Origin of the sequence: Pseudomonas sp. PDM04, from assembly GCF_014851765.1 — a bacterium.
Taxonomy (GTDB): Bacteria; Pseudomonadota; Gammaproteobacteria; order Pseudomonadales; family Pseudomonadaceae; genus Aquipseudomonas.
Genome location: NZ_JACVAI010000006.1, coordinates 119,012 through 144,168 on the forward strand (window position 1 = coordinate 119,012; position 25,157 = coordinate 144,168).

Below are 25,157 nucleotides of genomic sequence, written 5' to 3' on the forward strand. Positions count from 1 at the left end.
ATGTAAGGGGCGAAATGCGAAAAAAACGTGAACTCAGGAGGCCGGCGGACAACTTTTTTGTGCACGGCCTGCCGCCTGGCTGATCAGCGCGGCCAGGCGCTGGACGTTGCGTTGCTGGGCGAGCACCAGGTCGTCGATGGACGGACCTGAAGGCGTCTGCAGGGTGCTGCGGCAATTCAGCATCGCGCTTTCACCGTCACCGGGGCTGCGCAGGCGCCATTTGACGTCCATCAGCGCATATTGACCGGGAATCGAATCGAAGCGCTGCACCTCCAGGCGCACCGACGCCTTGCGCTGGGGGTTGCTGCTGGCCAGCTGATCGACCAACGCGCTGCGCAGCTCATCCACCAGGCTGGCGGCCCACCACTCGGTTTCCAGAATCGCCAGGCCACTGTTGCCCTGGCGAATGACGATCTGCGGGCGATCGACCTGGGGCGGCACGCTGAGGCCTTCGATCTGGATTTCACCGCCATTGCCCCGCGCGGTGCCGCTCAATTGCGCAGGCGTCAGGGTGTGGAATTGAATGGGGTCGCTACGACAGGCCGTCAGCAGCACGAACGCCGTGACCCACGTTATCTTCAGCGGAGTAACCATGAGTGTGGCTCCTGTAGTCAGTTACGCGGTGGCGCTTTCAGGTCCAGCGGCGCGGCATTGTCCGGCCGCCCGCGAATCAGCGACTCGGGGTGCCGTCCCAGGTAATCCGAAAGCTCACGCAGCGAACGTGACATGCGTCCGAGTTCGTCCAGGGTCTGGGTCAGCTGTTCTCGTTGCGGCGAGTCCTCGGCCAGGGTCGAGGTCGCCGATTGCAGGGTTTTGCTGACATCTCCCAGGGTGGTTTGCACACCGGGCAGGGTTTTGGCATTGAATTGCACCAGGCCCTTGCGCAGCTCCACGAGGTTGCCGTCGAGGTTGCTGGCGATGCGCTCGATGGGCAACTGGTTGATCTTGTTGACCATGCCTTCGAGTTTTTCCTGCAGCTGTTCGAGGCTGCCGGGGATGGTTGGAATGGACGGTGGGCGGGCGGTCGGGTCGAACGCGACCTTCTCGGCCTTGGGGTAGAAGTCGAGGGCGATGTACAACTGGCCGGTCAGCAGGTTGCCGCTGCGGGCCTGGGCGCGCAGGCCGTTGTCGATGAAGGTGCCGATCAACCGGATGCCGGCGGCTTCGTCATCGGGGTTGTGGTTCAACACCTTGAGCATCTTGGTGTGCGCCTGACCGAGCCGCTGCGGGTAGATCAGGATGCCGACGTTGACCGGGAAACTGCGTTTTTCGGCATCGAAATCCAGGTTGACCGACACCACCCGACCGAACTCGACACCGAGGAATTCCACCGGCGCACCGACTTTCAGACCGCGCAAGGCCTGGTCGAAACGCAGCACCAGGTACTGCGCCTTGCCGGCGGGCGGGGCGAGGGCGGTCTGCTGGTCTTCGAACAGATCGAAAGTCTTTTCCTCGGCTGCCGGCGCATCATTGGGGCTGTATTCCGGCGCGCGAAAGGCAATGCCACCGACCAGCAGGGCGGAGAGCGACTCGGTTTTCACCGCAAAACCGTTGGCGCCGACATTCACATCGATGCCGCTGGCGTTCCAGAACCGGGTGTTGTCGGTGACGTAGGCGTCGTTGGGCGAATGAATGAACACCTCGATGTTCACCCCTTTGCCATCGGCGTCCAGGGCATAGGCGACCACCTGGCCGACCGGAATCTTGCGGTAATAGACCGGTGAGCCAATGTCCAGCGAGCCCAGGTCCTGGGTGTGCAAGGTAAAGCGCTTGCCCGGCTCGCCATAGGTAATGGGCGGTGGGTTTTCCAGGCCGGTGAAACGCTTGGCCCGGGCGTTGTCCTGGCCAATGTCGGCGCCGATGTAGTCTCCGGAAAGCAGCGTGTCGATGCCCGACACGCCGCCGGCACCGATGCGCGGACGCACCACCCAGAACTGCGAGTCCTTGCGGGTGAAACTCTCTGCCTGCTTGGCCAGCTTGATGGTGGCGTTGACACTTTTCTGGTCGTCGCTGAGCTCGACGTCGGAGACATGGCCGATCACCACATTGCGGTACTTGACCTCGGTCTTGTTGGCGGTCAGGCCGCTGCCGGTCTTGAAGGTCACGGTGATCGTGGGGCCTTCCTGCAGGATGCTGTGCACCACCAGGGAAATACCCACCAGCACGGCGACGATGGGCACGATCCAGACCAGCGAAACGCTGAAGCGGCGGGTCTTGATCGGGGCCTGCCCGGGGGCTTGCGGCCCGTCAGTGGCTTGCGATTTCATCCATGACCTCCTCGTTGTTCGGATGGGGTGTATCCCAGATCAACCGCGGGTCGAAACTCATCGCCGCCAGCATGGTGAACACCACCACCAGGCCAAAAAACAGAATGCCAGTGCGTGGTTCGATGTCCGCCAGGGCCTGGAACTTCACCAGCGAGGCGACCAGTGCGACCACGATCACGTCGAGCATCGACCAATAACCGATGACCTCGACGAAGCGGTACAGCTTCGAACGCTCCTTGCGTGCCCACGCGCTGTTGCGTTGCACCGTCACCAGCAACAGGGTCAGGACCACGAACTTGAGGCCGGGCACGGCGATGCTGGCGATAAAGATGATCAGGGCAATGTCCCAGGCGCCGGCCTCCCAGAACTCCAGCACGCCACTCATGATGGTGCTGTCGGCGCCGTTGCCGACCATTTTGGTGTTCATCACTGGCAACAGATTGGCCGGGATGTAAAACACCAGGGACGTCAGCAGGTACGCCCAGGTCCGGGTCAATGCGTTGGTCTTGCGTCGGTGCAGCGGCGCGCCGCAGCGTTCGCATTCGTGGGGTTCGCCGGTCATGTCGCAAGCCAGGCCGCAACTGTGGCACAGGCACAGGTCGAGTTCGCTGGCCAGCGGTGGCGTGCTCATGGCAGGTCCCACAAGTCACGGATATCGCGCCCGGCGATGCGGATCATCATCAGGCTGAGAATGGCCAGGGCGAACAGACCGATGCCCGGCAGCACATCGAGCAATCCGGCAAGCTTGATCACCGCGACCATCGCGCCCAGCAGGCAGACTTCCAGCATGCTCCAGGGCCTGAGGGTTTCCAGCCAGCGCATGCAGAACCTGAACCCCGGCGAGCGACGGCCGGCGAGGGCGTGGCCCAGGACCCAGATCAACAGCAGCAATTGAATGACCGGCGCAATGATCATGGCGATGGCCGCCACCAGGGCGATGAAGGTGATGGGGCCCAGGCTCAGGGCCAGCACGGAATCCCACAGCGTCGCGCTGTTTTTCAGGCCTTTGAGGCTGATGCTCATGACCGGGTAGAAATTGGCGAAGATCCACAGCATCAATGCCGTGACGGTCAGCGCCAGGCGCTGCTCCACGGTCAGGCCGTTGTAACGCTGAAGCACGCCGCCGCAGCGGGTACAGAGGGTTTTTTGATGTTTGGCGAGCGTGGTTTTCCGGTACACGCAGTCGCAGTGCTCGCAGATGATCAGTTGATCGGTCGAAACCATAGAGGGCACTCGCCGGGAGACAGGAAAGTCAGAGCACCCCCTCAATATAGAAGTGCCTCGCGATTGAGCAAATCGAAAGGCGGGGGTCGGCGTAGATACAGGCGTGATTTCCGTGGGCTCAGGGGTATTTTTGCCTGGAATGCAACACGTTGAGGATCTCTAGCTGGTCCGTTACCTGATAAACCAACAGATAGTTGGCATGCGCGACGATTTCTCGCGTGCCCCTGACTCGACCTGTCCTGTAGAGGTGAGGATGTTTCGAAACAGTGGACGCGGCGGCGTGGATGGCCTGATTCAATTCGACGGCGGCTTGCAGGTTGCGGTCGGCGACGTAGCTGATGATTTGCTTCAAGTCAGCCCGTGCTTCGGGCCGCCATTCAATCTGCATCGCGCCCGTGGCGCCTGGACTCGATAAGGGCTTGCATTTCGGCCATCACTTGATCGTGTGGGAAGTTGGGCCGAGGATCATCTCGTGAAGCTTGGACTTTGGCGCGAAGCCAACGGTCATAGCTGGATGCCTGTTCTTCGGTTTCGGAGTCGGAATCAAACGGCGGATGCTGGGGGCTCATATGGACCTCCGGGACAGGTGCCGGCCAGTCTATGCGCAATCTCGTGACTTGTCGTGAATGTCCGGACTTTCGGGCAGGTCTGTCGCCTCTAGCGTTCATGATGAGTTCGCCTCTGAAGAAAGTCACCACGCTAAGCCCCGTGCTTCCGACGGACAACCTGAAAAGAGCGTCGGAAGCTTCCCTGAATACGCTGCCGGTGTTCATTTTCCGTAGGACTGCTCACTCTTCGTTGCGTAAGAATGATCAGTCCCTACATTCAACCCAGCACTTCGCGCAACCGATACCACAGCATCCCCAGCGCCAGCAGGGGAGAGCGCAGCATCGGGCCGCCGGGGAAGGTCATGTGCGGCACGGCACTGAACACGTCGAAGCCCTGGCTGTGGCCGGCGTGAATCGCTTCACCCAGCAGTTTCGCGCACCAGTGGGTCACGTTCAGCCCATGACCGGAGTAACCCTGGGCGTAAAACACGTTCGGCTGCTGGCCCAGGCGACCGACCTGTGGAAAGCGATTGGCGGTGATGCCGATCTTGCCACCCCACTGGTAGTCGATGCGCACATCGGCCAGTTGCGGGAACACCTTGAGCATCTGCGGACGCATGTAGGCGGCGATGTCCGCCGGATCACGCCCGGAGTAGTGGCAGGCACCGCCGAACAGCAAGCGCCGGTCAGCCGAGAGCCGGTAGTAGTCCAGGCCGACTTTCTGATCGCACAATGCCAGGTTCTGCGGGATCAGTCGGGCCGCGACGTCTGGCGCCAAGGGCTCGGTGGCGATGATGTAGCTGCCCGCCGGCAGCACTTTGCCACTGAGTTTCGGCTCCAGTTCGTCCAGGTGCGCATTGCACCCCAGCACCAGGCTGCCGGCACGCACCGTGCCCGAGGCACAGCGTACCTGCACCGTGCTGCCATGGATCAGTTCCAGCACCGGGCTTTGCTCGAAGATTTGCACGCCAAGGGTCTGCGCCACCCGCGCTTCGCCCAGCACCAGATTCAACGGGTGCAAATGCCCGGACCCCATGTCCACCAGGCCACCGGCGTACACTCCGGCGTTCACCACCTGCTCGCGGATCTGCTCGGGCCCGACCAAACGGGTTTCATGGGCGTAACCGGCGTCGACCAGGCGTTGCTGTTCGCCCTTGAATGCCGCGAACTGAGCCTGGGTATTGGCCAGTTCACAAAAGCCCCAACGCAGGTCGCACTCGATGTCGTGCTCGCGGATGCGCTGGCCCACCAGTTCCACCGATTCGACCCCGGCGCGCTCCAGATAGCGCACGCCATCGATGCCGATGTATTTGGCGAACCCACTGACGTCATGCCCGATGCCGCGAATCAACTGCCCGCCGTTACGCCCGCTGGCGCCCCAGCCGATGCGTCGGGCCTCGAGCAGGATCACCGAGAGCCCGCGTTGTGCCAGCTCGATGGCGGTGTTGACCCCGGTGAACCCGCCACCAATCACGCAGACGTCAGCCACCAGGTCGTCGGTCAGCGCAGGGAAGGGGGCCAGTCCATTGGCCGAGGCCGCGTAATAGGAGCGGGCATGTTCCTGGGTGTACTGATTCATTTGTTCGACTTCACTTTGCTCCAGGAACGGGTCATCAGACGCATGATCGCCTGGGGCGGGGTGGTGGAAATGTAGAGTTTGTCGAGCACGTCCTGAGGCGGGTAAACCTCGGGATTGTTGACCAGCTCAGCGTCCATGTACTGCTTGGCCGCCGGGTTCGGGTTGGCATAGCCGACCGAAGCACTGACTTTGGCGATCACTTGCGGGTCGAGCAGGTAATTGATGAAGGCGTGGGCTTCTTTAGGGTTGCTGGCGTCGGCAGGGATGGCCAGCAGGTCGAACCACAGGTTACTGCCTTCCTTGGGAATGGCGTAGGCGATGTTCACGCCGTTATTGGCTTCCTTGGCACGGTTGGCGGCCTGGAACACGTCGCCGGAGTAACCGAAGGCCACGCAGATGTCACCGTTGGCCAGGTCCGACACGTACTTGGACGAGTGAAAATAGGTGACGTAAGGCCGGATGCTCAGCAGCTTGGCTTCGGCTTTTTTATAGTCCTCGGTTTTTTCACTGCGTGGGTCCATGCCCATGTAGTTAAGGATGGCCGGGAACACTTCATCCGGCGAGTCCATCATCGACACACCGCATTGGCTGAGTTTCTTGATGTTTTCCGGCTCGAACAGCACGGCCCAGGAATCGATGTGGTCGATGCCAAGCACTTGCTTGACCTTATCCACGTTGTAACCGATGCCGTTGGTGCCCCACAGGTAGGGGACCGAATGCTGGTTGCCCGGGTCGTTCTGCTCCAGCAATGCCAGCAGTTTCGGGTCGAGGTTCTTGAAGTTCGGCAGCTGTTCGCGATCCAGCTTGAGGAACGCGCCAGCCTTCACCTGACGGCCGAGGAAATGATTGGACGGCACCACCACGTCATACCCGGTACGGCCGGCGAGCAGCTTTCCCTCCAGGGTTTCGTTGGAATCGAAGACGTCGTAGATCACCTTGATCCCGGATTTGGCCTGGAAGTCGGCGAGGGTGGTTTCGCCGATGTAATCGGTCCAGTTATAAACGCTGACCTGTGGCTGGGCGTGCGCAATGGCACTGAACAGCACGGCCAGCGCGGCCGGAACAACGGATTTCAATAGACGCATGTCGACACCTCTTGGAGTTATTGGGTTTTTCAGGTGGTGCTTGGGTGTGTTGGCGAGCGCTTTCGCGAGCAGGCTCGCTCCCACAGGCAACTGCATTGCAACAGTGGGAGCGAGCCTGCGCGCGAAGCAGCCGTCGAGGGCTACGCGGGATTAGACGCTGAGCAACAGGAACTCACGTTCCCAGGAGCTGATCACCCGCTTGAAGTTCTCGTGTTCGGCCCGTTTGACCGCGACATAACCGCGGACAAACTTGCTCCCCAGGTAACGTTCGATGGCCACGCATTCTTCCATCTGGGTCAGCGCGTCTTCGATGGTGATCGGCAGACGCAGGTTGCGACGCTCATAGGCACGACCCTGTACCGCCGCGCTCGGGGCGATGCCTTCGACCATGCCGATGTAGCCGCACAACAGGCTGGCGGCAATCGCCAGGTACGGGTTGGCGTCGGCACCCGGCAAGCGGTTTTCCACGCGCATCGCCTCGGGACTGGAAGTGGGGACACGCAGGCCCACGGTGCGGTTTTCCTCGCCCCATTCGACGTTGACCGGTGCCGAAGTGTCGGGCAGGAAGCGGCGGAACGAGTTCACGTTCGGCGCAAACATCGGCAGCACTTTGGGGATGTATTTCTGCAAACCACCGATGTAATGCAGGAACAGTTCGCTCATTTGCCCGTCGGCATTGGCGAAGATCGGCTTGCCGGTGGCGATGTCCACGACGCTCTGGTGAATGTGCATGGCGCTGCCCGGCTCGTCGCCAATCGGCTTGGCCATGAAGGTGGCGGCGACGTTGTGCTTGAGCGCGGCTTCACGCATGGTGCGTTTGAATACGGTGATCTGGTCCGCCAGGTCCAGCGCGTCGCCATGACGGAAGTTGATTTCCATCTGTGCCGGGCCGTCTTCGTGGATCAGCGTGTCGAGGTCCAGGCCTTGCAGTTCGCACCAGTCGTAGACGTCCTCGAACAGCGGATCGAACTCGTTGGCGGCGTCGATGGAAAACGACTGACGCCCACTTTCCGCCCGGCCCGAACGGCCCAGCGGCGCCTTGAGCGGCAGGTCCGGGTCTTCGCAGCGTTGGGTCAGGTAGAACTCCATTTCCGGCGCGACAATCGGCCTCCAGCCCTTATCGGTGTACAGCTGCAGGACTTTCTTCAGCACGTTGCGCGGCGACAGTTCGATGGGGTTGCCGAACTTGTCGAAGGTGTCGTGAATCACGATGGCGGTCGGCTCGATGGCCCATGGCACTACATACACGGCATCGGAAACCGGCTTGCAGACCATGTCGATGTCGGCCGGGTCGAGCAGGTCGTAGTAGATGTCGTCGTCGACGAAGTCCCCGGTTACCGTTTGCAACAGCACACTTTCCGGCAGGCGCATGCCTCGCTCATGCAGGAACTTGTTGGTGGGCGCGATTTTGCCGCGTGCAATGCCGGTCAGGTCGCTGACGACGCACTCGACTTCGGTAATCTTGTGATCTTTCAGCCACGTCAGCAGCTGATCGAAAGGGACATTCATAAAGACCTCGTTGTTGGTTTTATTAACGCCGGGGAGGGCGGTTTCATCTGCCGCACACTTCCCCTGAGACGCGTTGACGACTATCTTGGGCGAGCCTCAAGGTTCCATCTATCCACTTTCAGCAGCACCAAAACGCACCAAACGAGTGCGTAAGGTCACCCATGACAGCGTGCAATCCCATACAGGTCCAAGCCTTCGATACCGCCGACGTGGCCGAGCAGATCCGCGCCACACCGGGCTGGGTCCAGCATTACCAGCAGATGTCGCCGGGGCATTTCGCCGGGCGGGTGCGTTACCTCGATCTGCAGGGCGTGGAGATCTACGAAGAGCACATGAACACCCGGGTCGAGCAGAATTTCAGCGCGCCCGAGGGAGCGCTGGCGTTCTGTTTCGATCGCAGCGACAACGCGCTGTACGTGCTCAATGAAGAAAGCCGCAACATCTGGATCACCCCGGAGAATTACCAGGAAATCGCCGTGGTCTTCGGGCCGGCGTTTGTCCAGCGCCACGGCCTGAATGTCGCCCGGCTGGAAGGCTTGTTCATGGCGCCGCTGAACTCGGGGCAGAACGCGCTGTTCAGCCGCTGGCTGAGCGGCACCCTGACCCGATTGGCACAAACCATGGATCCACCGAGCAAGGAAGCGCTGACGCAACAGTTGCTCGAAGACTGCCTGTACATCCTCGATAACGCGTGCATCTGCCTGGATCGTGGCGGCTTGCAGCGTCGCACCGAAGAGCGCGCGGTGATGAAACGCATCGGTGAATGGGCGGCCGATTCCCCCGAGGAGACCCTCAACCTGCTGGAGCTTTCCCAGGTTGCCGGAGTGTCGCTGCGCCAATTGCAACATGCGTTCAAGGCCTACACCGGCATGACCCCGACCCACTGGCTGCGCCTGCGTCGCCTCAACAGCGCTCACCGGGCATTGCTCAACAGCTCGCCGCTGCAAACCACCGTGGCCGAAGTGGCGATGCAGTGGTCGTTCTGGCACCTGGGGCGGTTTTCCAGCAGCTATTACTCGCTGTTCAAGGAGCTGCCGAGTGAAACGCTGAAGCGCACGGGCCGGCAGCGAAAATAAGGCCGTCAGTCCCTTGGCGAGGGAGGGCAAGTCACCCTGATCTACACTCTTGATGGCTGCCCATTGCCCGGAGGTCATCATGAACAGGTTGTCTTCCCTTGGCCTGTGTGTCGCGCTGGCGGTTGTCGCCCCTCAAGGATGGGCCCAGTCGGTCGTGCCCCTGAAGGGGCAAAGCACGCAACAGACCCAGACCGATATCACCGAGTGCCAGAACATCGCGGCCGGCCAAACCACCTCATCGACACCGTCCGGAGGCCGGATCAAGGGCGCCGCGGCAGGCGCTGCCGCCGGCGCGACCGCCGCACAGATACGCGGACGCCAGCACGACGAGTTTTATGATCGCGTGGATGACGACACCAAACAGGATTATCGCCAGGACCGCGCCAGGCAGACCGCCGCTGCGGGCGCCGTGATCGGTGGCTCACGTCAACGCCAGGAACGCCGGGCACAACGCAACAGCAACGAGGCCGCCAGTGCGACGGCGTACAGCGGTTGTTTGCAAGGCAAGGGGTATCAGGTCAATCCTTGAGCGAGGCTGTATGGTCACCGGCAATGACGCTACCAGGAACGACCCGTGCAGCATCTTGAAAACCATCGTGATGGGCAGCAACGTGATTACCGGTGAATGTTTGCAACCGCACGTACTGGCGGTATCTGGAAAGCTTCGCGACTGATTGACGGTTCAGCAGGATTTGCTTTGGTCAGCGACGCGGTGTTGCCAGGGTTTGATTTTGCGGACATGCAATTGGGAAACAGGGAAAAGCTTGGAGAGGCGTTTCCTGAGCATTGGGCGTTGATTGAATAAATGACCGAGGACCAAGGCTAAGGGGACAATTTGCTGTGTGAAAAGCCGTGGGTAACCGGGGGGATATTGAGATACGTTGTTACGTGTAATGTATATTATGTTAAACGAGGTGTTTAAGTCTTCCAGCGCATTCAGCCCTTCGCCGTCCCACCTCATCCCCGTACCAATCCAAAAAACCGGATGACTATGTCTGGCTTCTCAACGCGTTGATGATGAACGCATGAAGGCTATTGACCGCTTTCGACCCGCGGGACGCTCGGCTGCGTAAAATCGAAACTTCCATGGGCTTGATGCTCCCCAAACCGTGTTCGCTGCCCAAGACCTGAAGCGATGCTTGTACGGTGCACTGCGTGATCGCCGCAATGGCGAGCCCACCTTCGACGGCAGCCACCTGGCCAGCCAGGCTGGAGCTGTTGTAGACCACCTTGAATTCGCGCCCCTGTTGGGTCAGTGAGTTCACCGCGAAATGCCGGGCCAGGCTTTCACTTTCGTAGACGGCAATAGGCACCGGGTCTCGTCTCCACAATTCGAATTGGGCCGAGCCCACCCAAACCATCGGTTCCTTGAACAGAAATGTGCCGCATTGAGGTGAATCCCTGGACACCAGCGCAAGATCAAGATCGCCGCTTCGCACCCGCGGAATCAGCCTGGTCGATTGTTCACAGGTCAGTTCTATTTCCACGCCGGCGTAGCGCGGTGAAAAGCGCTTCAGCACCGGCGTGAGATACGCTGCCGCGTAGTCCTCCGCGACACCCAGGCGGATTCGTCCGGTCAGCGCTTCACCGTGAAAAGCTGCCTGGGTTTCAGCGTGCAGTGCGAGCATGCGACGTGCGTAGCCCAGCAATGTCTGGCCGTCATCGGTCAGTTGAAGGTGCCTCGGACCGCGACTGAGCAACTGCCGTCCAAGCGCGGTTTCCAGCTTTTTCATCTGCATGCTGACGGCAGACTGTGATCGGTTTATCTCATGGGCTGCGCCGGATAAGGAGCCTGCATCCACGACGGCCACGAAGCATTTGAGCCAATCGATCTGCAAATCACTGGCAGGCATCGCGTTTACCTCTATTCGTTAATCGAATGGCTAATACGTGAATTATGCGCTTTTCATGATTGCGGATCATCCGCAGGATGCGGGTCTGAATCAACAAAAAGTGGATTGAATCATGCCCTTTGAGACCTGGTTGCTCTATCTGTTTACCTGTTGCGGCATCGCGGTAGTACCAGGTCCCAATGCGTTACTGGTGCTGACCCATGGCGCTCTTCACGGGCGTCGGAAAACACTGTTTACCATTACTGGCGGCGTACTCGGTTTTGCGCTCGTGCTTTCGCTGTGTGCATTGGGGTTGGGGGCGCTGATCCAGGCCTCGGCCACCGGGTTCACGGTCTTGAAGGTTGTCGGAGGGCTCTATCTGATCTGGTTGGGCTTCGGGTTGTGGCGGGCTGCCCCTGTCAGCCTGGATACGGTCGGTACGACAAGCCAGCGAACCTGGTCGCTGTTCCGGCAAGGGCTGGTGTCGGCCCTTTCAAACCCCAAGGCAATACTGCTGTTCACTGCGTTTATCCCTCCCTTCCTCGATCCCCAAAGAAATATCCTCGCGCAGACGGCCGTCATCGCACTGACTTACGCGGTCGTGGAGTTCGTTGTCGAGTATCTGGTGGCCAGCGCTGCGCACCGGGTCAGGCCCTGGTTGGCTCGAACCGGTCGACGCTTCAATAAAGTCTGTGGTGGTTTTTTTGTCCTTTTTGGCGTCGCCCTGCCCATTCATGCCTGAAGCGTCTGTTGCAAAGCCCCCCTACTCTCCTATCCTCTGAACACCGGATGAGGTGCTTTGACTGTGCAGTAGCCGATCGGATTACCGGTGAACAAAGGCCGCCACTGGATTGCACCTCAACCGGAGAACTTCCATGCCTTACTACCCGAATCTGAAAAAGCTCGACGATCAAAAGCGTCGCCGTACCGTCAAGGGCCTCAAAGGATTGCGCGCAGCGCTCAAGGAACAGATTCCAGCGCGTACCGCGACAGACACGTTGCTCCTGGCTACTTGGAATATTCGCGAGTTTGATTCCGGAAAGTATGGTTACCGCGATGATGAGTCTTACTACTACATCGCCGAGATTCTCAGCCGTTTCGATCTGATCGCTATCCAGGAAATTCGAGCGGGTTTGTATCCGCTGCAGCACCTGAAAAGCCTGATGGGCAGCTGGTGGGATTTTCTGGTCACCGACGTAACGCTCGGCACAGCCGGCAACTCCGAGCGCATGGCCTATCTGTACGACACAAGAAAGGTCAGATTTACCGGCTTGGCGGCTGAGCTTGTGCTGTCGAAGGCGTCGGGTGAAAAAGAGGAGCCGGTGCAGATGGCACGCTCCCCCTACCTCGCCGGATTCCGCGCGGGATGGGCCTACATTACCCTGGCCACGGTCCATATCTACTATGGAGACAGCAAACCGGTCGATACCAGGCGACTTGCAGAGATAACAGCTTTTGCAAACACCCTTGCGAAAAATGCCAGGAAACTCTCTGCCTCCCCCCAGTATGAGCCAGGGGGCGAACCGGCTCCGGATAACCTGATCATGCTCGGTGATTTCAATATCTTCAGTACAACGGACGCGACGATGAAGGCAATCGAGAAAGCCGGCTTCATCGTCCCGCCGCAGCTACAGTCCATCCCGGGCTCTAACGTCGAACAGAACAAGCATTACGATCAAGTGGCCTACCACAAGCAACTCGCCCGTCTAAAACCGACCGGTAAAGCCGGTGTCTTTGATTTCTATGACACGGTCTACAAGTCGGATGATGAGGCGTCCTATGCCCTGGATCGCGCTGAGAAGCCTGGGCAAAGTTTCAAGGAGTGGCGCACGTACCGCATGAGCGATCACCTGCCGATGTGGATCGAGTTCGGTATCGATGATGGAGATACGTATCTGGACAGCCTTTTGTGAGTCAGCTCAAAAGCAGCGCCACACCCGGATAATGACGGCCTCTGTCGCAGTAGTCCTCTTTCCCGAGATGAGGAAAAGTCAAGGCGAAGTCTCGACCATGGTCGGGACTACGAACATCCTTGCGTCACGCCAACAGCGGATAGTCGATGTACCCTTTGGCGTCACCGCCAAAAAAGCTGTTGCCGTCGGCCACGTTGAGGGCGTGGCGTCCACGCAGGCGCGCCGGCAAATCGGGGTTGGCAATGAACGGGCGACCAAAAGCGATGAGGTCGGCGCGGCCCTGGGCGATGGCCTGTTCGGCGGTTTCTCCGGTATATCCACCGGCCAGCATCAGGACACCCCGGAAATCCGCGCGCAGCTGCTGGATGATGGCATCCCAGCGTGGATCGTTGGTCTCGTCGAGTACGGTGCCGACCATCATCGGTTCGACCAGGTGCAGGTACGCGAGATTCCAGTCATTGAGCCGGGAGGCAATGTAGCCAAAGGTCTGTTCCGGGGTGTCATCGCCCATCCCCATGAATCGCCCCATGGGTGTCAGGCGCACAGCAACGCGTTCGGCACCCACTTCTGCAGTCACCGCGTCCACGACTTCGAGCAAAAGCCGTGCACGGTTTTCGATACTGCCACCGTAGCGATCACTGCGCTGATTGCTCGCGCTGTTGATGAACTGGTCGAGCAGATAGCCATTGCCGGCGTGAATTTCCACACCGTCCATACCGGCCAGCAGCGCATTGCGAGCCGCCTTGCGGAAGTCGTCAATGATCGCTTCGATGCCCGGAATGTCCAGTTCTTGAGGAACCGGCACATCCCCCCAGACGCCCTCTCCTTTCTCGTTCAGGATGAAGGTCTTGCCAGGCACTGCCTGCGCGGTTGGCGCCACGGGTAACCCGCCGTTGGGTTGGAACACCGGGTGCGACACCCTTCCCACATGCCACAGTTGCAGAAAAATGCGTCCGCCCTCTGCGTGCACGGCCTCGCTGACCGCTTTCCAGCCCTGTATCTGCTCGTCGCTGTGGATGCCGGGGGTCCAGGCGTACCCCTGGCCTTGCTGGGAAATCTGCGTCGCTTCGGTAATGATCAATGCAGCACTGGCACGCTGACGGTAGTACTCGACGTTCATCGAGGTCGGAACGTTGCCCGGCTGACCTGCCCGTGAGCGAGTCAGGGGGGCCATGGCGACGCGATGACCGAGGCTGAGTGGGCCGAGTTTGATGGGGCTGAACAAGTGATGGGTCATGATGATTTCCGTGGTTGAGTGTCTCCTCACCAAGGTAGGCATTCATTCCCTGTCAGAGAATCCACCGACTGCGCAACGGTGCTTTTCGCCAAACGCAACGCTCAGGCGCTTTCCAGCCCTCGGTGAATGCGAGCCAAAGCCCCCCGGCCCTCAGTCACAACCCACACCCTTCGACGACGGGCTCGACCACCAGTGTCGAAGGTGCTTTGCCTGTCTGCTTGTCGATGACCTGCAGCGCACAGCCGGACTCAGGTGCTGAGTGGGTCATCTGGTACGTGGCGCCAGCTTCGGGGATGAAACTGCTGCGGCTCAAACAACTCCTGTGAATCAGCGCTTGATCGGTGCTCTGACGCTCGATCACACCCGAGCTGAGTGCCGTCAGGTAAACGCGTCGATCAGGCTGGATCAGAAATCGATTCTTCGCCGGGTCGGACACTGACAGGCTGCCCAGGACGCCGGTCTCGGCGGTGTCCTGGCAGCGCGCGTCATAGTAGGCCCAGTAACCCTGGCTGCCTCCGGACATCAAATTATTCGTGCCCCATTGGCCTTCGAGGGTGGCGTGAGGTGCGTTCGATGCCGGTTGCTGGTAGTGACCCACGCAGCCAGTCAACAGGGCCATGCAACAGATCAGAATGGATGTCTTCAACGGGATACCACGGCTGGAAATGAGGGATGGGCGTTCACCGTTATCGGCCAGCCCTGATCAAACACGAGGAAAAATCACGGCGCCCCAATCCGACATATCCCGGCGAACCACGTGTTCCACGAATGACGTGAACGCCCCAAATACCGTTGGAGCGAGCTTGCAGCCACCGCTGACCTTCGGACGGCCCCTGTCATCAGCGTTACAGGGCTTCGGCGTCAACGAGCGAGCCGAGAGCCGTTCGCAGTGCCCGGGTTTTCTCCTCAGACAAACGTGCCAGCGGACGACGGGGCTGCCCGGCGTCGTAACCGGTCAATTGGGCGCCGGCGTAAACCGACTGCACGTAATCGCCCTGCCAGATCAATGACATCACCGGTTCCAGCTGCTTCCAGATTTCCCGCGTTTGGTCCCAGCGCTTCTCACGGGCGGCGCGGACCAGCGCCACGCAGGTTTTCGGTGCCAGGTTGGCGCCGCCCCAGATCAGGCCCGCGCAACCGGCAAACAACGCATACGGAACAAGTGGATCAGCCCCATTGATCACCGGTAACCCGGTACGAATCAACGACGCCTGCGCGCAGAGGTCACCGCTGCTGTCCTTGACCGCCACGACATGCTCGATCTCGCACAGCTGTTGCAGCAACGCCGGCGTGATTTCCACACCCACGGCCTGCGGCACGTTGTAGCCGATCACCGGCAGGCCTGCACCCGCTACGGCGGTATAGAAATCAAGGATGCCCTGATCATCGGTCGGCCCCTCGAAAAACGGCGGCAAGACCATCACCCCATCGGCGCCTGCATCCGCAGCGCGTTGGGTGCGCTCGATCACGTCGTCGACCAGCAGCGCCGAAGTTTGTGCAATGATCCGCGCCCGACCGCGAATGATGTTCGCGCCGTAGGCAATCAGTTCACTTGATTCCTCCTTCGACAGGTACACATGCATGCCCGTCCCCGAGCTCAGCACGAAGCCGTCGACACCGGCCTCCAGATAGCGCTCGATCAATTGACCAAAACGCACGAGATCAATTTTGCCCTGGTGGTCGAACGGCGTAGTGATGGCAAGGTTCAGGCCGGCAAACGGGAAATCGGACATCGCTTCAAACCTCATGCGGGGTCGGTTCAGCAGAGCAACCGAGTGGGTAGGCAAGCGCAGCCTAGACGCGAAAATTGCCGCTGTCCCGCGCTATCTTGCGCTGGCGTCCAAACCTTCCATGAGTTGTCCCGATCGTTATATTGCCGGCCCTGCGCCGATGCGATAGTGCTGAAAAAACAGGGAACCGGCCGCATGTACAGAAACACGTCCACTCCAGCAGACGACAATGGTTGTGCCTGGTTCCACTTGAGCCCGGCGCGCACACCGCGCCCTGCTCACAGCGGCCGCACTCAGGCCCGCTGGGCAGTGCTTGGCGCCGGGTTTACCGGCCTGGCCGCCGCGCGTCAGCTGGCATTGAAATTCCCCGACGATGAAGTCGTGCTGATCGAGGGTCAGGAAGTCGGCTTCGGCGCTTCAGGGCGCAACTCGGGTTTTGCCATCGACCTGCCCCACGACATTGGCGCGCCGGACTACATCGGCGATCTGGCGACGGCGCGCATGAACCTGAAGATGAACCACTTCGCCCAGGCGCAGATCCGCGCCCTGGTGGCCGAGCATGGCATCGACTGCCAGATTCGTCCGGACGGCAAATACCAGGCGGCGGTCGAGGACAAGGGCCTGGCCGTGCTGGCCGCCTACCGAAGCGGCCTGGACAAGCTCGATCAACCCTATGAAATGATCGACGCCCGTGACCTGCCCGGGCATCTGGGCACCTCGTTCTATCGTCAGGCACTTTACACCCCGGGCACCTTGCTGCTGCAACCGGCCGCCCTGGCCCGCGGCCTGGCCGACAGCCTGCCGGCCAACGTCAGCCTGTACGAGCACACCGTCATCACCCGCCTGGAACAGGGTGACAAGATCACCCTGCACCACGCCAACGGCGAAATCGTTGCCGACGAACTGCTGCTGTGCAACAACGCCTTTGCCTCGCATTTCGGCTTCCTGCCGGGGCGCCTGCTGCCGATCTTCACCTACGCCAGCATGACCCGGCCATTGACCGAGGCGGAACAGGCGCGCCTGGGTGGCAAGTCAACCTGGGGCATCATCCCCGCCGACCCGTTTGGCACCACCTTGCGTCGCACGCCGGATCAGCGCCTGCTGGTGCGCAACAGTTTCAGCTTCAACGCCAGCGGCCAGGCGCAGCAAAAGTATCTGGATCGCGCGGCACGCCAGCATCGCACCTCGTTCGAACGCCGCTTTCCGATGCTCCCGGACATGCCGTTCGACTACACCTGGGGCGGCGCAATGTGCCTGTCGCGCAACCACCTCTCCTATTTTGGCAGCCTGGCACCCCGGGTCCACGCCGCGTTGTGCTGCAACGGCCTGGGCATCACCCGGGGCACCGCCACCGGTACTTTGCTGGCCAACTGGCTCACGGGCGAGCGTCACGAACTGAGCGACTTCCTCCTCTCCTCGCCCGGCCCCAACCGCAACCCGCCGGAGCCGCTGCTGAGCGTCGGTGTGAACCTGAATCTGAACTGGGGCCAGCGTCGTGCTGGGCTCGAAGCCTGAGGTAGCGACATGCAAAGTCTGGGCATTCTGGGCGTTGGCGAACTGACCGAGAGCATCGTCCGTGGTTTGCGCCGTAGTGGCTTCGATGGGCCGATCTTGTTGTCACCGCGCAACGCCGAGCGGGCCCGGGCCCTGGCTGTCGAACAGGCCTGCGAGGTGATGCCGGACAACCAGGCGGTGGTCGAGAATGCCGACCTCCTGCTCCTCGGTGTGCGCCCCGACAGTGTGGCGCAACTGGCTGCCGAGGTTCGTCTGAAACCTGGCCAGCACCTGCTGTCGCTGGTCGCCGGCCTGCATTTGCACACACTGCAAGCGACCTTTGCCGACGCACGTTGCATCCGTGTGATGCTGTCCTGCGCCGCGCAACTCAACCGCTCGACCGTGGTCGTCTACCCACCCGACCAGGCTACCGAGACGATCCTCGCCCCACTCGGTTCACTGGTGGTGATGGACAATGAAGCGGCGTTCGAGCTGGCGACCGTGGCCGCCTGCATGAACGGCTGGTTCTATTTTCTGCTGCATGACCTGCAACACTGGCTGGTGGACAAGGGACTGCCCGCCGAGCAGGCGCGCACGCTGGTGCTGGGGAATCTGGAGGATTGCGTCGCCAGTGCCCGCGCCCGACCGGATCAAACCCTGAAGGCCCTGGGCGAAGCCATTGCCACACCGGGCACCTTCACGGCCACCGGCCTGGACGTGCTTCACCACCAACCGGGCAGCGCGACCTGGGCGGCGGCCTGTGAAGTGGTGTTCGATGCCCTGCTCAACCGTGCCTCGCGTTAAAGCTCAGGGTCCAGCCCTACCCGTTCCACCAGGCGCTCGCCATTGAAGCGTTCCACTTCATGGCGGCGCTTGCGGAAGCTGTACGGGGTTTCGCCAAACTGCTTGCGGAACCACAGAATGAAGTGCGACGCGTCGGAAAAGCCGCTGGCCAGGGCGATGGTGGTGATGTTCTGGCTGGTGTTCACCAACAGCCGCCGGGCATGGTCCAGGCGCAGTTTGCGCCAGTAGTTGGCGGGTGGTTCCTGGGTATTGGCGACAAACTCGCGGTGAAGTTGGCGCGGGTGCGTGCCGACCGCTTCAGCCACCGCCTTGAGTGACAGCGACACGTCCAGGTTGTCACGCATGAAAGCAATGGCGCGCTCCACCCGATCATTCTGGTAGACCTTGCCCGCCTGTTCCTTGTCATCCGCCCGCTCTTCCACCAGGAGGTATTCCAGCCCTTTCTGCGCCCGCACTTCGCCACAGTGGCGGCGGATCAGGCTGGCGGCGAGGTCGATGGCCGTACCGCCCGGGCAGGTGATGATGCCGCGATCATCGACGTAGCTCTTGTCGATCACCGCCGTCGCGTTGGGGAACAGTTCCTCGAATTCCTCGCGGATGGTGAAATGCACGGCGCACCGGCGTCCGTCGAGCAGCCCGGCCTTGCCCAGCACGAAGGACGCCGAACACAGGGCGATGATCGGGATGTTCGCCGCGTGCACATCGCGCAGCGCGTCGAGCAGCCATTCGGGGGGATTGCGCGTTTCGCCCAGCAGGCCGCCGGCAATCACGATGTAGTCGTACTGGGCCCACAGGTTCAATGGCCGCGTGGGGGAAATCGGCATGCCGCAACTGGCGCTGATGGGCAGGTCGTTGCAGGTCATCCAGTCCCATTGGCAGTACACCTGCTGGCTGCGGAACGACTTGTCGGCGGCAAAGCGCAGGGAGTCGACCAGCCCTGCGACCGGCACCAGGGTGAACTGGTTCATCAGCACGAAACCGACTCGAAGGTCCGGCTTTACCGCTGCAGGCAGTGCGTTCAAGGTCGCTCTCCAGGGCCGCCGGGAAATCCGGCACGGGGTCATTCTAAGCCTCGCCGGGCGTCCGGCCTATCATATAAAGACCGCTATATCGTATGCCTCGGACAAACCCGGTGTTTCCCGGCCCCGGCGTCCTATCAATTGTCATCCCCGTAATAGCAGGCGCGTTGCGGCGCTGAGCATCATGGTCGGCAAACCCCACCCTAAAGGATTCGCAGCGCATGACCCCCGTCACCAAGAGCAGCTACGTCGATGGCGCCTTCCTTCCTGCAGACGGCACTGACCTGCTGGACAACCGCAACCCCTCCAACCCGCAGGACGTGATCGAGCGCTTCGTGCGTGCCGATCAGGCGCTGACCGAACAGGCTATCGCCGCCGCGCGCCGTGCTCAGCCGGGCTGGGCGCGGAGCAATCCGCAGCAACGTGCCGATGCACTGGACTTCGTTGGCAGCGAGATCCTGGCCCGCCGCGAAACGCTGGCCGTCCTGCTCGCTCGCGAAGAAGGCAAAGTCGTGCGCGAAGCCCTGGGTGAGGTCGAGCGTGCCGGGCGTTCGTTCAAGTTCTACGCCCAGGAAGCCTTGCGCGCCGAAGGCGAGAAATACGCGTCGGTGCGCCAGGACGTCGGCATCGACGTGTTCACCCAGCCACTGGGGGTGATTGGCATCATCGCACCGTGGAACTTCCCGATGGCCATTCCGGCCTGGAAGATCGCCCCGGCGCTGTGTTTCGGCAACAGCGTGGTGTTCAAGCCTGCCGAGCTGGTGCCGTCTTCGGCGTGGGCACTGGCGGAGATCATCTCCCGCGCTGGCTTGCCGGCGGGCGTGTTCAATATGCTGATCGGCCCGGGCCGCAGCGTTGGCGATACGCTGATTCGCTCGCCGCTGGTCGACGGCATCAGCTTTACCGGATCGGAGCAGACCGGCCGGCAGATTGCCCGTCTCGCCGCCGAAGGCATGAAAAAGGTGCAACTGGAGATGGGCGGCAAGAACCCCTTGATCGTGCTCGATGATGCCGATCTGGAACAGGCGGTCGACGTGGCGCTCAACGGCTCGTTCTACAGCACCGGCCAGCGTTGCACCGCCAGCTCGCGGGTGATCGTGACCGAGGGCATCCATGATGTGTTCGTTGCGCGCCTGGCCGAACGTACCCGGGCGCTGAAGGTGGGCGATGCGCAGCAGGCCTCGACCGACATCGGGCCCGTGGTGGATGCGCGCCAGCTGGAGCAGAACCTGGCCTACGTTGCCAGCGGCGTCGAACAGGGCGCCACGCTGGTGTGCGGGGGTGAACGCATCGAGAACCCGACGGGCGCGCATCTGTTCACCCCGGCATTGTTCAGCGACGTTCGGCCGGACATGCGCATTTATCGCGAAGAGATCTTCGGTCCGGTGTTGAGCGTGCTCAAGGTGCGTGATTACGAGCAAGCCTTCGCTGCGGCCGAGGACACGGCATTCGGCCTGTCCGCTGGGATCGTCACCACCTCGCTGCGGCATGCCGAGCACTTCAAGCGCAACAGTTCGGCGGGGATGGTGATGGTCAACCTGCCGACCGCCGGGGTCGACTATCACGTGCCGTTTGGCGGCAACGGCGCTTCCAGCCTGGGTTCCCGGGAGCAAGGGACCCATGCGCGGCAGTTCTTCACCCGGGTGAAGACCACGTACCAATTGGCTTGAGGCCTGGCCGCGGCGAGGGGCCGGGTGCTCCGGACATCGTGTCACTGTCGGAGCATGCGCTCGTCGCGATAAGCTGCGTGGCAGCCCCTATTCCCCCGAACGAACCGATGAAGGTGACGAAATGGCCAAGGCCGCCGATGTCGTTGTGCAATGCCTGGAAAACGAAGGTGTCGAGTATGTATTCGGCATTCCCGGTGAGGAAAACCTCGACCTGCTGGAGTCGCTGCGCAAGTCGAAGATCAGGCTGGTGCTGACCCGTCACGAGCAGTCCGCGGGATTCATGGCGGCCACCTACGGCCGCCTGACCGGCAAGACCGGCGTCAGCCTGTCCACCCTCGGCCCCGGTGCCACCAACCTGGTGACGGCCAGCGCCTATGCCTACCTGGGCGGAATGCCCATGATGATGATCACCGGGCAGAAGCCGATCAAGAAGTCCAAGCAGGGTCGATTCCAGATCATCGACGTGTGCGGCATGATGGCCCCCATCACCAAGTACACGCACCAGTTCGCCTCCGCCGATAACATCCCGGCGCGCATGCGCGAAGCCTTCCGTCTCGCCGAAGAAGAAAAACCCGGTGCCGTGCACCTGGAGTTGCCGGAAGACATCGCCGCCGAGCAGACCGACAGCACGCCAATCCCGCCAAGCCTGCACCGTCGCCCGCTGGCCGAGCACAAGGCGGTGCAGGCCGCCGTCGACAAGCTGCGCACCGCCCGCAGCCCGATCCTGGTCATCGGTGCCGGCGCCAATCGCAAGATGACCGCCAAGGTGCTCAAGCAACTGATCGACAAGACCGGCATCCCGTTCATCACCACTCAGATGGGCAAGGGTGTGGTCGATGAGCGTCATCCGTGTTTCCTCGGCAACGCCGCGCTGTCGGCCGGTGATTTCGTGCACCGGGCCATCGAGGCCGCGGACCTGATCGTCAACATCGGCCACGACGTGATCGAGAAACCGCCGTTCTTCATGGTGCGCGGTGGCACCGAAGTCATCCACATCAACTTCCGTTCCGCCGAGGTGGATGCGGTGTATTTCCCGCAGATCGAGGTGATCGGCGACATCGCCAACGCGGTGTGGCAGATCGGCGAAGCCCTGAGCGACACCTCGCACTGGGATTTCACGCGTCTGCTGGCGATCCGCGAAGCCAACGAAACGCAGATCGCCGAAGGTGCCGACGACGACCGATTCCCGGTCTACCCGCAACGCCTGGTCGCCGACGTCCGCCGTGCCCTGCCGTCCGAAGGAATCGTGGCCCTGGACAACGGCATCTACAAGATCTGGTTCGCCCGCAACTACAAGGCGCACAAACCCAATACCGTGCTGCTGGACAACGCCCTGGCGACCATGGGCGCAGGCCTGCCGTCGGCGATGGCGGCGCACCTAGTCTACCCGGACCGTCCGGTGGTCGCGGTGTGTGGCGACGGCGGTTTCATGATGAACAGCCAGGAGCTGGAAACGGCGGTGAGGCTGGGCATGCACCTGACCGTGGTGATCCTTCGCGATGACGGCTACGGCATGATCCGCTGGAAGCAGGCCAACATGGGCTTCACCGATTTCGGCCTGGACTACGGCAACCCGGATTTCGTCAAGTATGCCCAGGCCTACGGTGCCAACGGCCATCGCGTGGACAGCGCCGACAGCTTCCTGTCGCTGCTCGAACACTGCATCAAGACACCCGGCGTGCATGTCATCGACTGCCCGGTGGACTACAGCGAGAATGATCGCATCCTCAATACCGAGTTGCGTGAACGTAGTTTGGCCGTGTAGGAACCTGTGGGAGCGAGCCGGCTCGCTCCCACAGACGGCGTCAGCAGAAAATCCCGGAGCAATCACAATGAAAACCCAGGAACCCGGCACCCGACACAAGGGTTACCGGCGCATCATTCCGTCGATGACCGCCCTGCTCCAGTTCGAATCCGTCGCCCGCCTGAAAAGCTTCACCCAGGCCGCGAAGGAGCTGGGCGTGACCCAGGCCGCTGTCAGTAAACAGGTGAAGATGCTCGAGGAAAACGTCGGCGCCCAACTGTTCCACCGCTTGCACCGCAGCATCGACCTGACCAACGAAGGCCAGGCCCTGTTCGCGATCATTTCCGAGTCCCTGCAGAAGATCGCCACCGTCTTCGACCAGATCAATCAGGAAGGCGGTCGGCGGGAAATCAGCCTCGGTGTCACCGCCTCGTTCTCGCAGTTCCAGATCATGCCCCGGCTCGCCGCCCTGCGCGAAACGCTGCCTGACATCCAGTTGCGCCTGGCCACCCAGATGTTCACCGGTGATCTGCGCACCCAGGAATCCGACCTGTACGTTCGCTACGGCAACGGCCAATGGGAGGACGGCGAGGCGATCCTGCTGTGCGAAGAAGAAATCTTCCCGGTGTGCTCCCCCGCCTGGCTCGCGCGCAATCCTGCGCCCACGACCCTGGAGCAACTGGCGGCGGCCGGCTTGCTGGACTCCGACTCGACCTCCGAAGGCTGGATGAACTGGCAGGGCTGGTTCAAGCAATTGGGGTTGAGCACACAGAAGTTTCACTTCACCTTGCGCGGCAACCTGCACGCCGACGTCGTCCATGCAGCGCTGCACGGCCACGGTATCGGGCTGGGCTGGGGTCGGGTGGTGGAGCATCTGCTGGCCAGCGGTGAACTGGTCAGACTCGAACCGTTTACCGTGCGCCCCACCGATGCCTATTACGCAATCATCCCCTACGGGCGTGCTGCAACGCCGGAGGCCTGGGCAATCATTCGCTGGTTGCAGGACCGTGCGCCACTGTCGGCGTTGTCGAAAGTGAACTTATAACTTGATGTAATGCGAAGTGTAAAAATAGGCGCATTGACGGTATTTTGACCCACTCAGATAATCCTTACAGCACGTGTATTAGTTAATACACAGATTACAATAATAGTGCCTGAGGAATAATAATGAGCATTGCGTCTATCAAGTCTCACCGCGAAGTTATAACTTCCCGGCAACCTGGTTTTGGCATGCCTGGCGAAGTATTCAGTCGCCAGGACATCTTCGAAACCGATGTCGATGTATTTTTCACCCGGCACTGGATATTGGTGGCCGTGACGGCGGATGTCGCCGAGCCTGGCGATGTGTTCACCACCGATATCGGCAAGTCGTCGATCATGGTGCTGCGCGATGACGACGAACAGATTCGTGCTTATCGCAATGTCTGCCGCCACCGCGGCGCCCGCCTCAAGGAGCCCGGAAAATCAACGGTTGGCATGCTGGTTTGCCCCTATCACCAATGGACCTACGACCTGGATGGCAGCCTCAAGCACGCGGCCAATATGGGCAAGGGGTTCGACCCCAAGTGCCGCAGCCTGATCCCGGTTCATTGCAAGGTCATCGGCGCCCACGTATTCGTTTGCCTGAGTGACGAGGCGCCCCAGGACATTGCCATCCAGGAAGAAGTCATGGGCGCGCGCTTTGCACCGTATGACCTGGCCAATACCCGCATCGCCTATGAACTTGACTATATCGAGAACGGTAATTGGAAGTTGGTGATGGAAAATAACCGCGAGTGTTATCACTGCGCGGGAACTCACCCGGAACTGATGGTTTCCTATCACGCCGAAGACCTGGGCGTAAGTTTCGAAGAAATGAGCGAAGAGTCGCGCGCCTCCTATGACGCCTATCAGATTCGCAAGGCCGGCATCGAGGCCGATTGGGCCCGTGAAGGTCATTTGTATGAGACGTTCGAGTACCTGGACGGCGATGCCGCCACCCAGTTTCGCACCCAGCGCATGATCATTGCCGGCAGTGGCGAATCCCAGACCCTGGACAGCAAGGTCGCCTGCACCCGGCTGCTGGGCAACCTGACGCGCAAGGACCTGGGCGACACCCACCTGTGGGGCAACAATTCATGGGCCCACGTCATGAGCGACCATGCGATGATCAGCTGGATCATCCCGTTGTCCCCGGACCGGACGCTGGTGCGCACCAAGTGGCTGGTGCACGCGGATGCCGTGGAAGGCGTCGACTACGACCTGCAGCGCCTGACCGAAGTCTGGGTCGCCACCACCCGGCAGGATGCAGAACTGGTGGCCATCACCCATAGCGGTACCCAGGACCCGGCCTACATTCCCGGTCCCTACTCCGAATTCACCGAGCCCTACGTTGACCAGTTCCTGCGCTGGTACAGCGACCGTCTCGCTGTCCATGGGATTTGAAG

General features: G+C 61.2%; 24 protein-coding genes and 1 pseudogene. 11 read left to right on the forward strand and 14 right to left on the reverse strand.

The window, feature by feature from the left end:
* Nucleotides 1-33: 33 nt before the first annotated feature.
* The 9 genes from IB249_RS22595 to IB249_RS22630 form a co-directional block, all read right to left on the reverse strand.
* Complete coding sequence (locus tag IB249_RS22595; RefSeq protein ID WP_192307946.1) at nucleotides 34-594, reverse strand: membrane integrity-associated transporter subunit PqiC; 561 nt, start codon at nucleotides 592-594, stop codon at nucleotides 34-36.
* Nucleotides 595-611: 17 nt separating this feature from the next.
* Nucleotides 612-2,267 (reverse strand): intermembrane transport protein PqiB, encoded by a 1,656-nt coding sequence (locus tag IB249_RS22600; protein ID WP_192307947.1) that lies wholly within the window; start codon nucleotides 2,265-2,267, stop codon nucleotides 612-614.
* Nucleotides 2,248-2,898: a paraquat-inducible protein A gene (locus tag IB249_RS22605; protein WP_192307948.1), complete on the reverse strand. Its 651-nt coding sequence runs from the start codon at nucleotides 2,896-2,898 to the stop codon at nucleotides 2,248-2,250. The genes IB249_RS22600 and IB249_RS22605 overlap by 20 nt, the downstream gene beginning before the upstream one ends.
* Complete coding sequence (locus tag IB249_RS22610) at nucleotides 2,895-3,491, reverse strand: paraquat-inducible protein A (RefSeq protein WP_192307949.1); 597 nt, start codon at nucleotides 3,489-3,491, stop codon at nucleotides 2,895-2,897. The genes IB249_RS22605 and IB249_RS22610 overlap by 4 nt, the downstream gene beginning before the upstream one ends.
* 118 nt (nucleotides 3,492-3,609) lie before the next feature.
* Nucleotides 3,610-3,879, reverse strand: a complete 270-nt coding sequence (locus IB249_RS22615; protein ID WP_192307950.1) for a type II toxin-antitoxin system RelE/ParE family toxin — start codon at nucleotides 3,877-3,879, stop codon at nucleotides 3,610-3,612.
* A complete protein-coding gene (locus tag IB249_RS29815; protein ID WP_225607151.1) occupies nucleotides 3,869-4,060 on the reverse strand; it encodes an antitoxin in 192 nt (63 codons plus the stop codon). Before IB249_RS29815 ends, IB249_RS22615 begins: the two co-directional genes overlap by 11 nt.
* Nucleotides 4,061-4,316: 256 nt before the next feature.
* Nucleotides 4,317-5,618, reverse strand: coding sequence for an NAD(P)/FAD-dependent oxidoreductase (locus tag IB249_RS22620; RefSeq protein WP_192307951.1), 1,302 nt, complete (start codon nucleotides 5,616-5,618; stop codon nucleotides 4,317-4,319).
* A complete protein-coding gene (locus IB249_RS22625; RefSeq protein WP_192307952.1) occupies nucleotides 5,615-6,703 on the reverse strand; it encodes a polyamine ABC transporter substrate-binding protein in 1,089 nt (362 codons plus the stop codon). The genes IB249_RS22620 and IB249_RS22625 overlap by 4 nt, the downstream gene beginning before the upstream one ends.
* Nucleotides 6,704-6,853: 150 nt before the next feature.
* A complete protein-coding gene (locus IB249_RS22630; RefSeq protein ID WP_192307953.1) occupies nucleotides 6,854-8,212 on the reverse strand; it encodes a glutamine synthetase family protein in 1,359 nt (452 codons plus the stop codon).
* 161 nt (nucleotides 8,213-8,373) lie between these two features.
* Here IB249_RS22630 and IB249_RS22635 point away from each other — a divergent pair, with 161 nt between their 5' ends.
* From IB249_RS22635 to IB249_RS22645, 3 genes and pseudogenes are all read left to right on the forward strand, one after another.
* Nucleotides 8,374-9,288 (forward strand): helix-turn-helix domain-containing protein, encoded by a 915-nt coding sequence (locus IB249_RS22635; RefSeq protein WP_192307954.1) that lies wholly within the window; start codon nucleotides 8,374-8,376, stop codon nucleotides 9,286-9,288.
* A 79-nt stretch (nucleotides 9,289-9,367) separates the two neighbouring features.
* Nucleotides 9,368-9,817, forward strand: a complete 450-nt coding sequence (locus tag IB249_RS22640) for a YMGG-like glycine zipper-containing protein (RefSeq protein WP_192307955.1) — start codon at nucleotides 9,368-9,370, stop codon at nucleotides 9,815-9,817.
* 43 nt (nucleotides 9,818-9,860) lie between these two features.
* Nucleotides 9,861-10,093: pseudogene (locus IB249_RS22645) on the forward strand (cupin domain-containing protein); the annotation flags it as partial.
* 184 nt (nucleotides 10,094-10,277) lie between these two features.
* On the opposite strand, the gene IB249_RS22650 reads toward IB249_RS22645, so the two are convergent.
* Nucleotides 10,278-11,141 (reverse strand): LysR family transcriptional regulator, encoded by an 864-nt coding sequence (locus IB249_RS22650; protein WP_192307956.1) that lies wholly within the window; start codon nucleotides 11,139-11,141, stop codon nucleotides 10,278-10,280.
* Between the two features lie 112 nt (nucleotides 11,142-11,253).
* Here IB249_RS22650 and IB249_RS22655 point away from each other — a divergent pair, with 112 nt between their 5' ends.
* On the forward strand, nucleotides 11,254-11,862 hold the full coding sequence (locus tag IB249_RS22655; protein WP_192307957.1) for a LysE family translocator: 609 nt from the start codon (nucleotides 11,254-11,256) through the stop codon (nucleotides 11,860-11,862).
* Nucleotides 11,863-11,995: 133 nt separating this feature from the next.
* Nucleotides 11,996-13,033, forward strand: a complete 1,038-nt coding sequence (locus IB249_RS22660; RefSeq protein ID WP_192307958.1) for an endonuclease/exonuclease/phosphatase family protein — start codon at nucleotides 11,996-11,998, stop codon at nucleotides 13,031-13,033.
* Nucleotides 13,034-13,157: 124 nt separating this feature from the next.
* On the opposite strand, the gene IB249_RS22665 is transcribed toward IB249_RS22660, so the two are convergent.
* From IB249_RS22665 to IB249_RS22675, 3 genes are all read right to left on the reverse strand, one after another.
* Nucleotides 13,158-14,270, reverse strand: a complete 1,113-nt coding sequence (locus tag IB249_RS22665) for an alkene reductase (protein ID WP_192307959.1) — start codon at nucleotides 14,268-14,270, stop codon at nucleotides 13,158-13,160.
* A 154-nt stretch (nucleotides 14,271-14,424) separates the two neighbouring features.
* Nucleotides 14,425-14,889, reverse strand: coding sequence for a hypothetical protein (locus IB249_RS22670; protein ID WP_225607152.1), 465 nt, complete (start codon nucleotides 14,887-14,889; stop codon nucleotides 14,425-14,427).
* A gap of 226 nt (nucleotides 14,890-15,115) precedes the next feature.
* The gene (locus IB249_RS22675) at nucleotides 15,116-16,003 is read right to left on the reverse strand and encodes a dihydrodipicolinate synthase family protein (RefSeq protein WP_192307960.1); all 888 of its coding nucleotides are present in this window, start codon (nucleotides 16,001-16,003) and stop codon (nucleotides 15,116-15,118) included.
* A gap of 192 nt (nucleotides 16,004-16,195) precedes the next feature.
* Between IB249_RS22675 and IB249_RS22680 the strand changes: the two genes are divergently transcribed.
* Together IB249_RS22680 and IB249_RS22685 are read left to right on the forward strand one after the other, a co-directional pair.
* Nucleotides 16,196-17,515 (forward strand): NAD(P)/FAD-dependent oxidoreductase, encoded by a 1,320-nt coding sequence (locus IB249_RS22680; protein ID WP_192307961.1) that lies wholly within the window; start codon nucleotides 16,196-16,198, stop codon nucleotides 17,513-17,515.
* A gap of 9 nt (nucleotides 17,516-17,524) precedes the next feature.
* Nucleotides 17,525-18,298, forward strand: coding sequence for an NAD(P)-binding domain-containing protein (locus IB249_RS22685; protein ID WP_192307962.1), 774 nt, complete (start codon nucleotides 17,525-17,527; stop codon nucleotides 18,296-18,298).
* Here IB249_RS22685 and IB249_RS22690 read toward each other — a convergent pair.
* Nucleotides 18,295-19,320 carry a GlxA family transcriptional regulator gene (locus IB249_RS22690; protein ID WP_225607153.1) on the reverse strand — a complete coding sequence of 342 codons (1,026 nt, stop codon included), beginning with the start codon at nucleotides 19,318-19,320 and terminating at the stop codon, nucleotides 18,295-18,297. The two genes, IB249_RS22685 and IB249_RS22690, sit on opposite strands and share 4 nt — an antisense overlap.
* A 218-nt stretch (nucleotides 19,321-19,538) precedes the next feature.
* On the opposite strand from IB249_RS22690, the gene IB249_RS22695 reads away from it, so the two are divergent.
* From IB249_RS22695 to IB249_RS22710, 4 genes are all read left to right on the forward strand, one after another.
* Nucleotides 19,539-20,987, forward strand: a complete 1,449-nt coding sequence (locus tag IB249_RS22695) for an aldehyde dehydrogenase family protein (RefSeq protein WP_192307963.1) — start codon at nucleotides 19,539-19,541, stop codon at nucleotides 20,985-20,987.
* Between the two features lie 121 nt (nucleotides 20,988-21,108).
* Complete coding sequence (locus IB249_RS22700; RefSeq protein ID WP_192307964.1) at nucleotides 21,109-22,752, forward strand: acetolactate synthase large subunit; 1,644 nt, start codon at nucleotides 21,109-21,111, stop codon at nucleotides 22,750-22,752.
* A gap of 67 nt (nucleotides 22,753-22,819) precedes the next feature.
* Entirely contained in the window at nucleotides 22,820-23,776 is a 957-nt protein-coding gene (locus IB249_RS22705; RefSeq protein WP_192307965.1) for a LysR substrate-binding domain-containing protein, read from the forward strand.
* Between the two features lie 122 nt (nucleotides 23,777-23,898).
* Nucleotides 23,899-25,155, forward strand: a complete 1,257-nt coding sequence (locus tag IB249_RS22710) for an aromatic ring-hydroxylating oxygenase subunit alpha (RefSeq protein ID WP_192307966.1) — start codon at nucleotides 23,899-23,901, stop codon at nucleotides 25,153-25,155.
* Nucleotides 25,156-25,157: the final 2 nt, after the last annotated feature.

What these genes read in the sequence shown, in the direction of transcription:
- IB249_RS22595 (WP_192307946.1), bottom strand. Translation starts at nt 594, where the DNA reads ATGGTTACTCCGCTGAAGATAACGTGGGTCACGGCGTTCGTGCTGCTG.
- IB249_RS22675 (WP_192307960.1), bottom strand. Translation starts at nt 16,003, where the DNA reads ATGTCCGATTTCCCGTTTGCCGGCCTGAACCTTGCCATCACTACGCCG.
- IB249_RS22650 (WP_192307956.1), bottom strand. Translation starts at nt 11,141, where the DNA reads ATGCCTGCCAGTGATTTGCAGATCGATTGGCTCAAATGCTTCGTGGCC.
- IB249_RS22630 (WP_192307953.1), bottom strand. Translation starts at nt 8,212, where the DNA reads ATGAATGTCCCTTTCGATCAGCTGCTGACGTGGCTGAAAGATCACAAG.
- IB249_RS22605 (WP_192307948.1), bottom strand. Translation starts at nt 2,898, where the DNA reads ATGAGCACGCCACCGCTGGCCAGCGAACTCGACCTGTGCCTGTGCCAC.
- IB249_RS22695 (WP_192307963.1), top strand. Translation starts at nt 19,539, where the DNA reads ATGACCCCCGTCACCAAGAGCAGCTACGTCGATGGCGCCTTCCTTCCT.
- IB249_RS22660 (WP_192307958.1), top strand. Translation starts at nt 11,996, where the DNA reads ATGCCTTACTACCCGAATCTGAAAAAGCTCGACGATCAAAAGCGTCGC.
- IB249_RS22670 (WP_225607152.1), bottom strand. Translation starts at nt 14,889, where the DNA reads ATGGCCCTGTTGACTGGCTGCGTGGGTCACTACCAGCAACCGGCATCG.
- IB249_RS22705 (WP_192307965.1), top strand. Translation starts at nt 22,820, where the DNA reads ATGAAAACCCAGGAACCCGGCACCCGACACAAGGGTTACCGGCGCATC.
- IB249_RS22700 (WP_192307964.1), top strand. Translation starts at nt 21,109, where the DNA reads ATGGCCAAGGCCGCCGATGTCGTTGTGCAATGCCTGGAAAACGAAGGT.
- IB249_RS29815 (WP_225607151.1), bottom strand. Translation starts at nt 4,060, where the DNA reads ATGAGCCCCCAGCATCCGCCGTTTGATTCCGACTCCGAAACCGAAGAA.
- IB249_RS22655 (WP_192307957.1), top strand. Translation starts at nt 11,254, where the DNA reads ATGCCCTTTGAGACCTGGTTGCTCTATCTGTTTACCTGTTGCGGCATC.
- IB249_RS22640 (WP_192307955.1), top strand. Translation starts at nt 9,368, where the DNA reads ATGAACAGGTTGTCTTCCCTTGGCCTGTGTGTCGCGCTGGCGGTTGTC.
- IB249_RS22625 (WP_192307952.1), bottom strand. Translation starts at nt 6,703, where the DNA reads ATGCGTCTATTGAAATCCGTTGTTCCGGCCGCGCTGGCCGTGCTGTTC.
- IB249_RS22610 (WP_192307949.1), bottom strand. Translation starts at nt 3,491, where the DNA reads ATGGTTTCGACCGATCAACTGATCATCTGCGAGCACTGCGACTGCGTG.
- IB249_RS22710 (WP_192307966.1), top strand. Translation starts at nt 23,899, where the DNA reads ATGAGCATTGCGTCTATCAAGTCTCACCGCGAAGTTATAACTTCCCGG.
- IB249_RS22665 (WP_192307959.1), bottom strand. Translation starts at nt 14,270, where the DNA reads ATGACCCATCACTTGTTCAGCCCCATCAAACTCGGCCCACTCAGCCTC.
- IB249_RS22685 (WP_192307962.1), top strand. Translation starts at nt 17,525, where the DNA reads ATGCAAAGTCTGGGCATTCTGGGCGTTGGCGAACTGACCGAGAGCATC.
- IB249_RS22600 (WP_192307947.1), bottom strand. Translation starts at nt 2,267, where the DNA reads ATGAAATCGCAAGCCACTGACGGGCCGCAAGCCCCCGGGCAGGCCCCG.
- IB249_RS22620 (WP_192307951.1), bottom strand. Translation starts at nt 5,618, where the DNA reads ATGAATCAGTACACCCAGGAACATGCCCGCTCCTATTACGCGGCCTCG.
- IB249_RS22680 (WP_192307961.1), top strand. Translation starts at nt 16,196, where the DNA reads ATGTACAGAAACACGTCCACTCCAGCAGACGACAATGGTTGTGCCTGG.
- IB249_RS22615 (WP_192307950.1), bottom strand. Translation starts at nt 3,879, where the DNA reads ATGCAGATTGAATGGCGGCCCGAAGCACGGGCTGACTTGAAGCAAATC.
- IB249_RS22635 (WP_192307954.1), top strand. Translation starts at nt 8,374, where the DNA reads ATGACAGCGTGCAATCCCATACAGGTCCAAGCCTTCGATACCGCCGAC.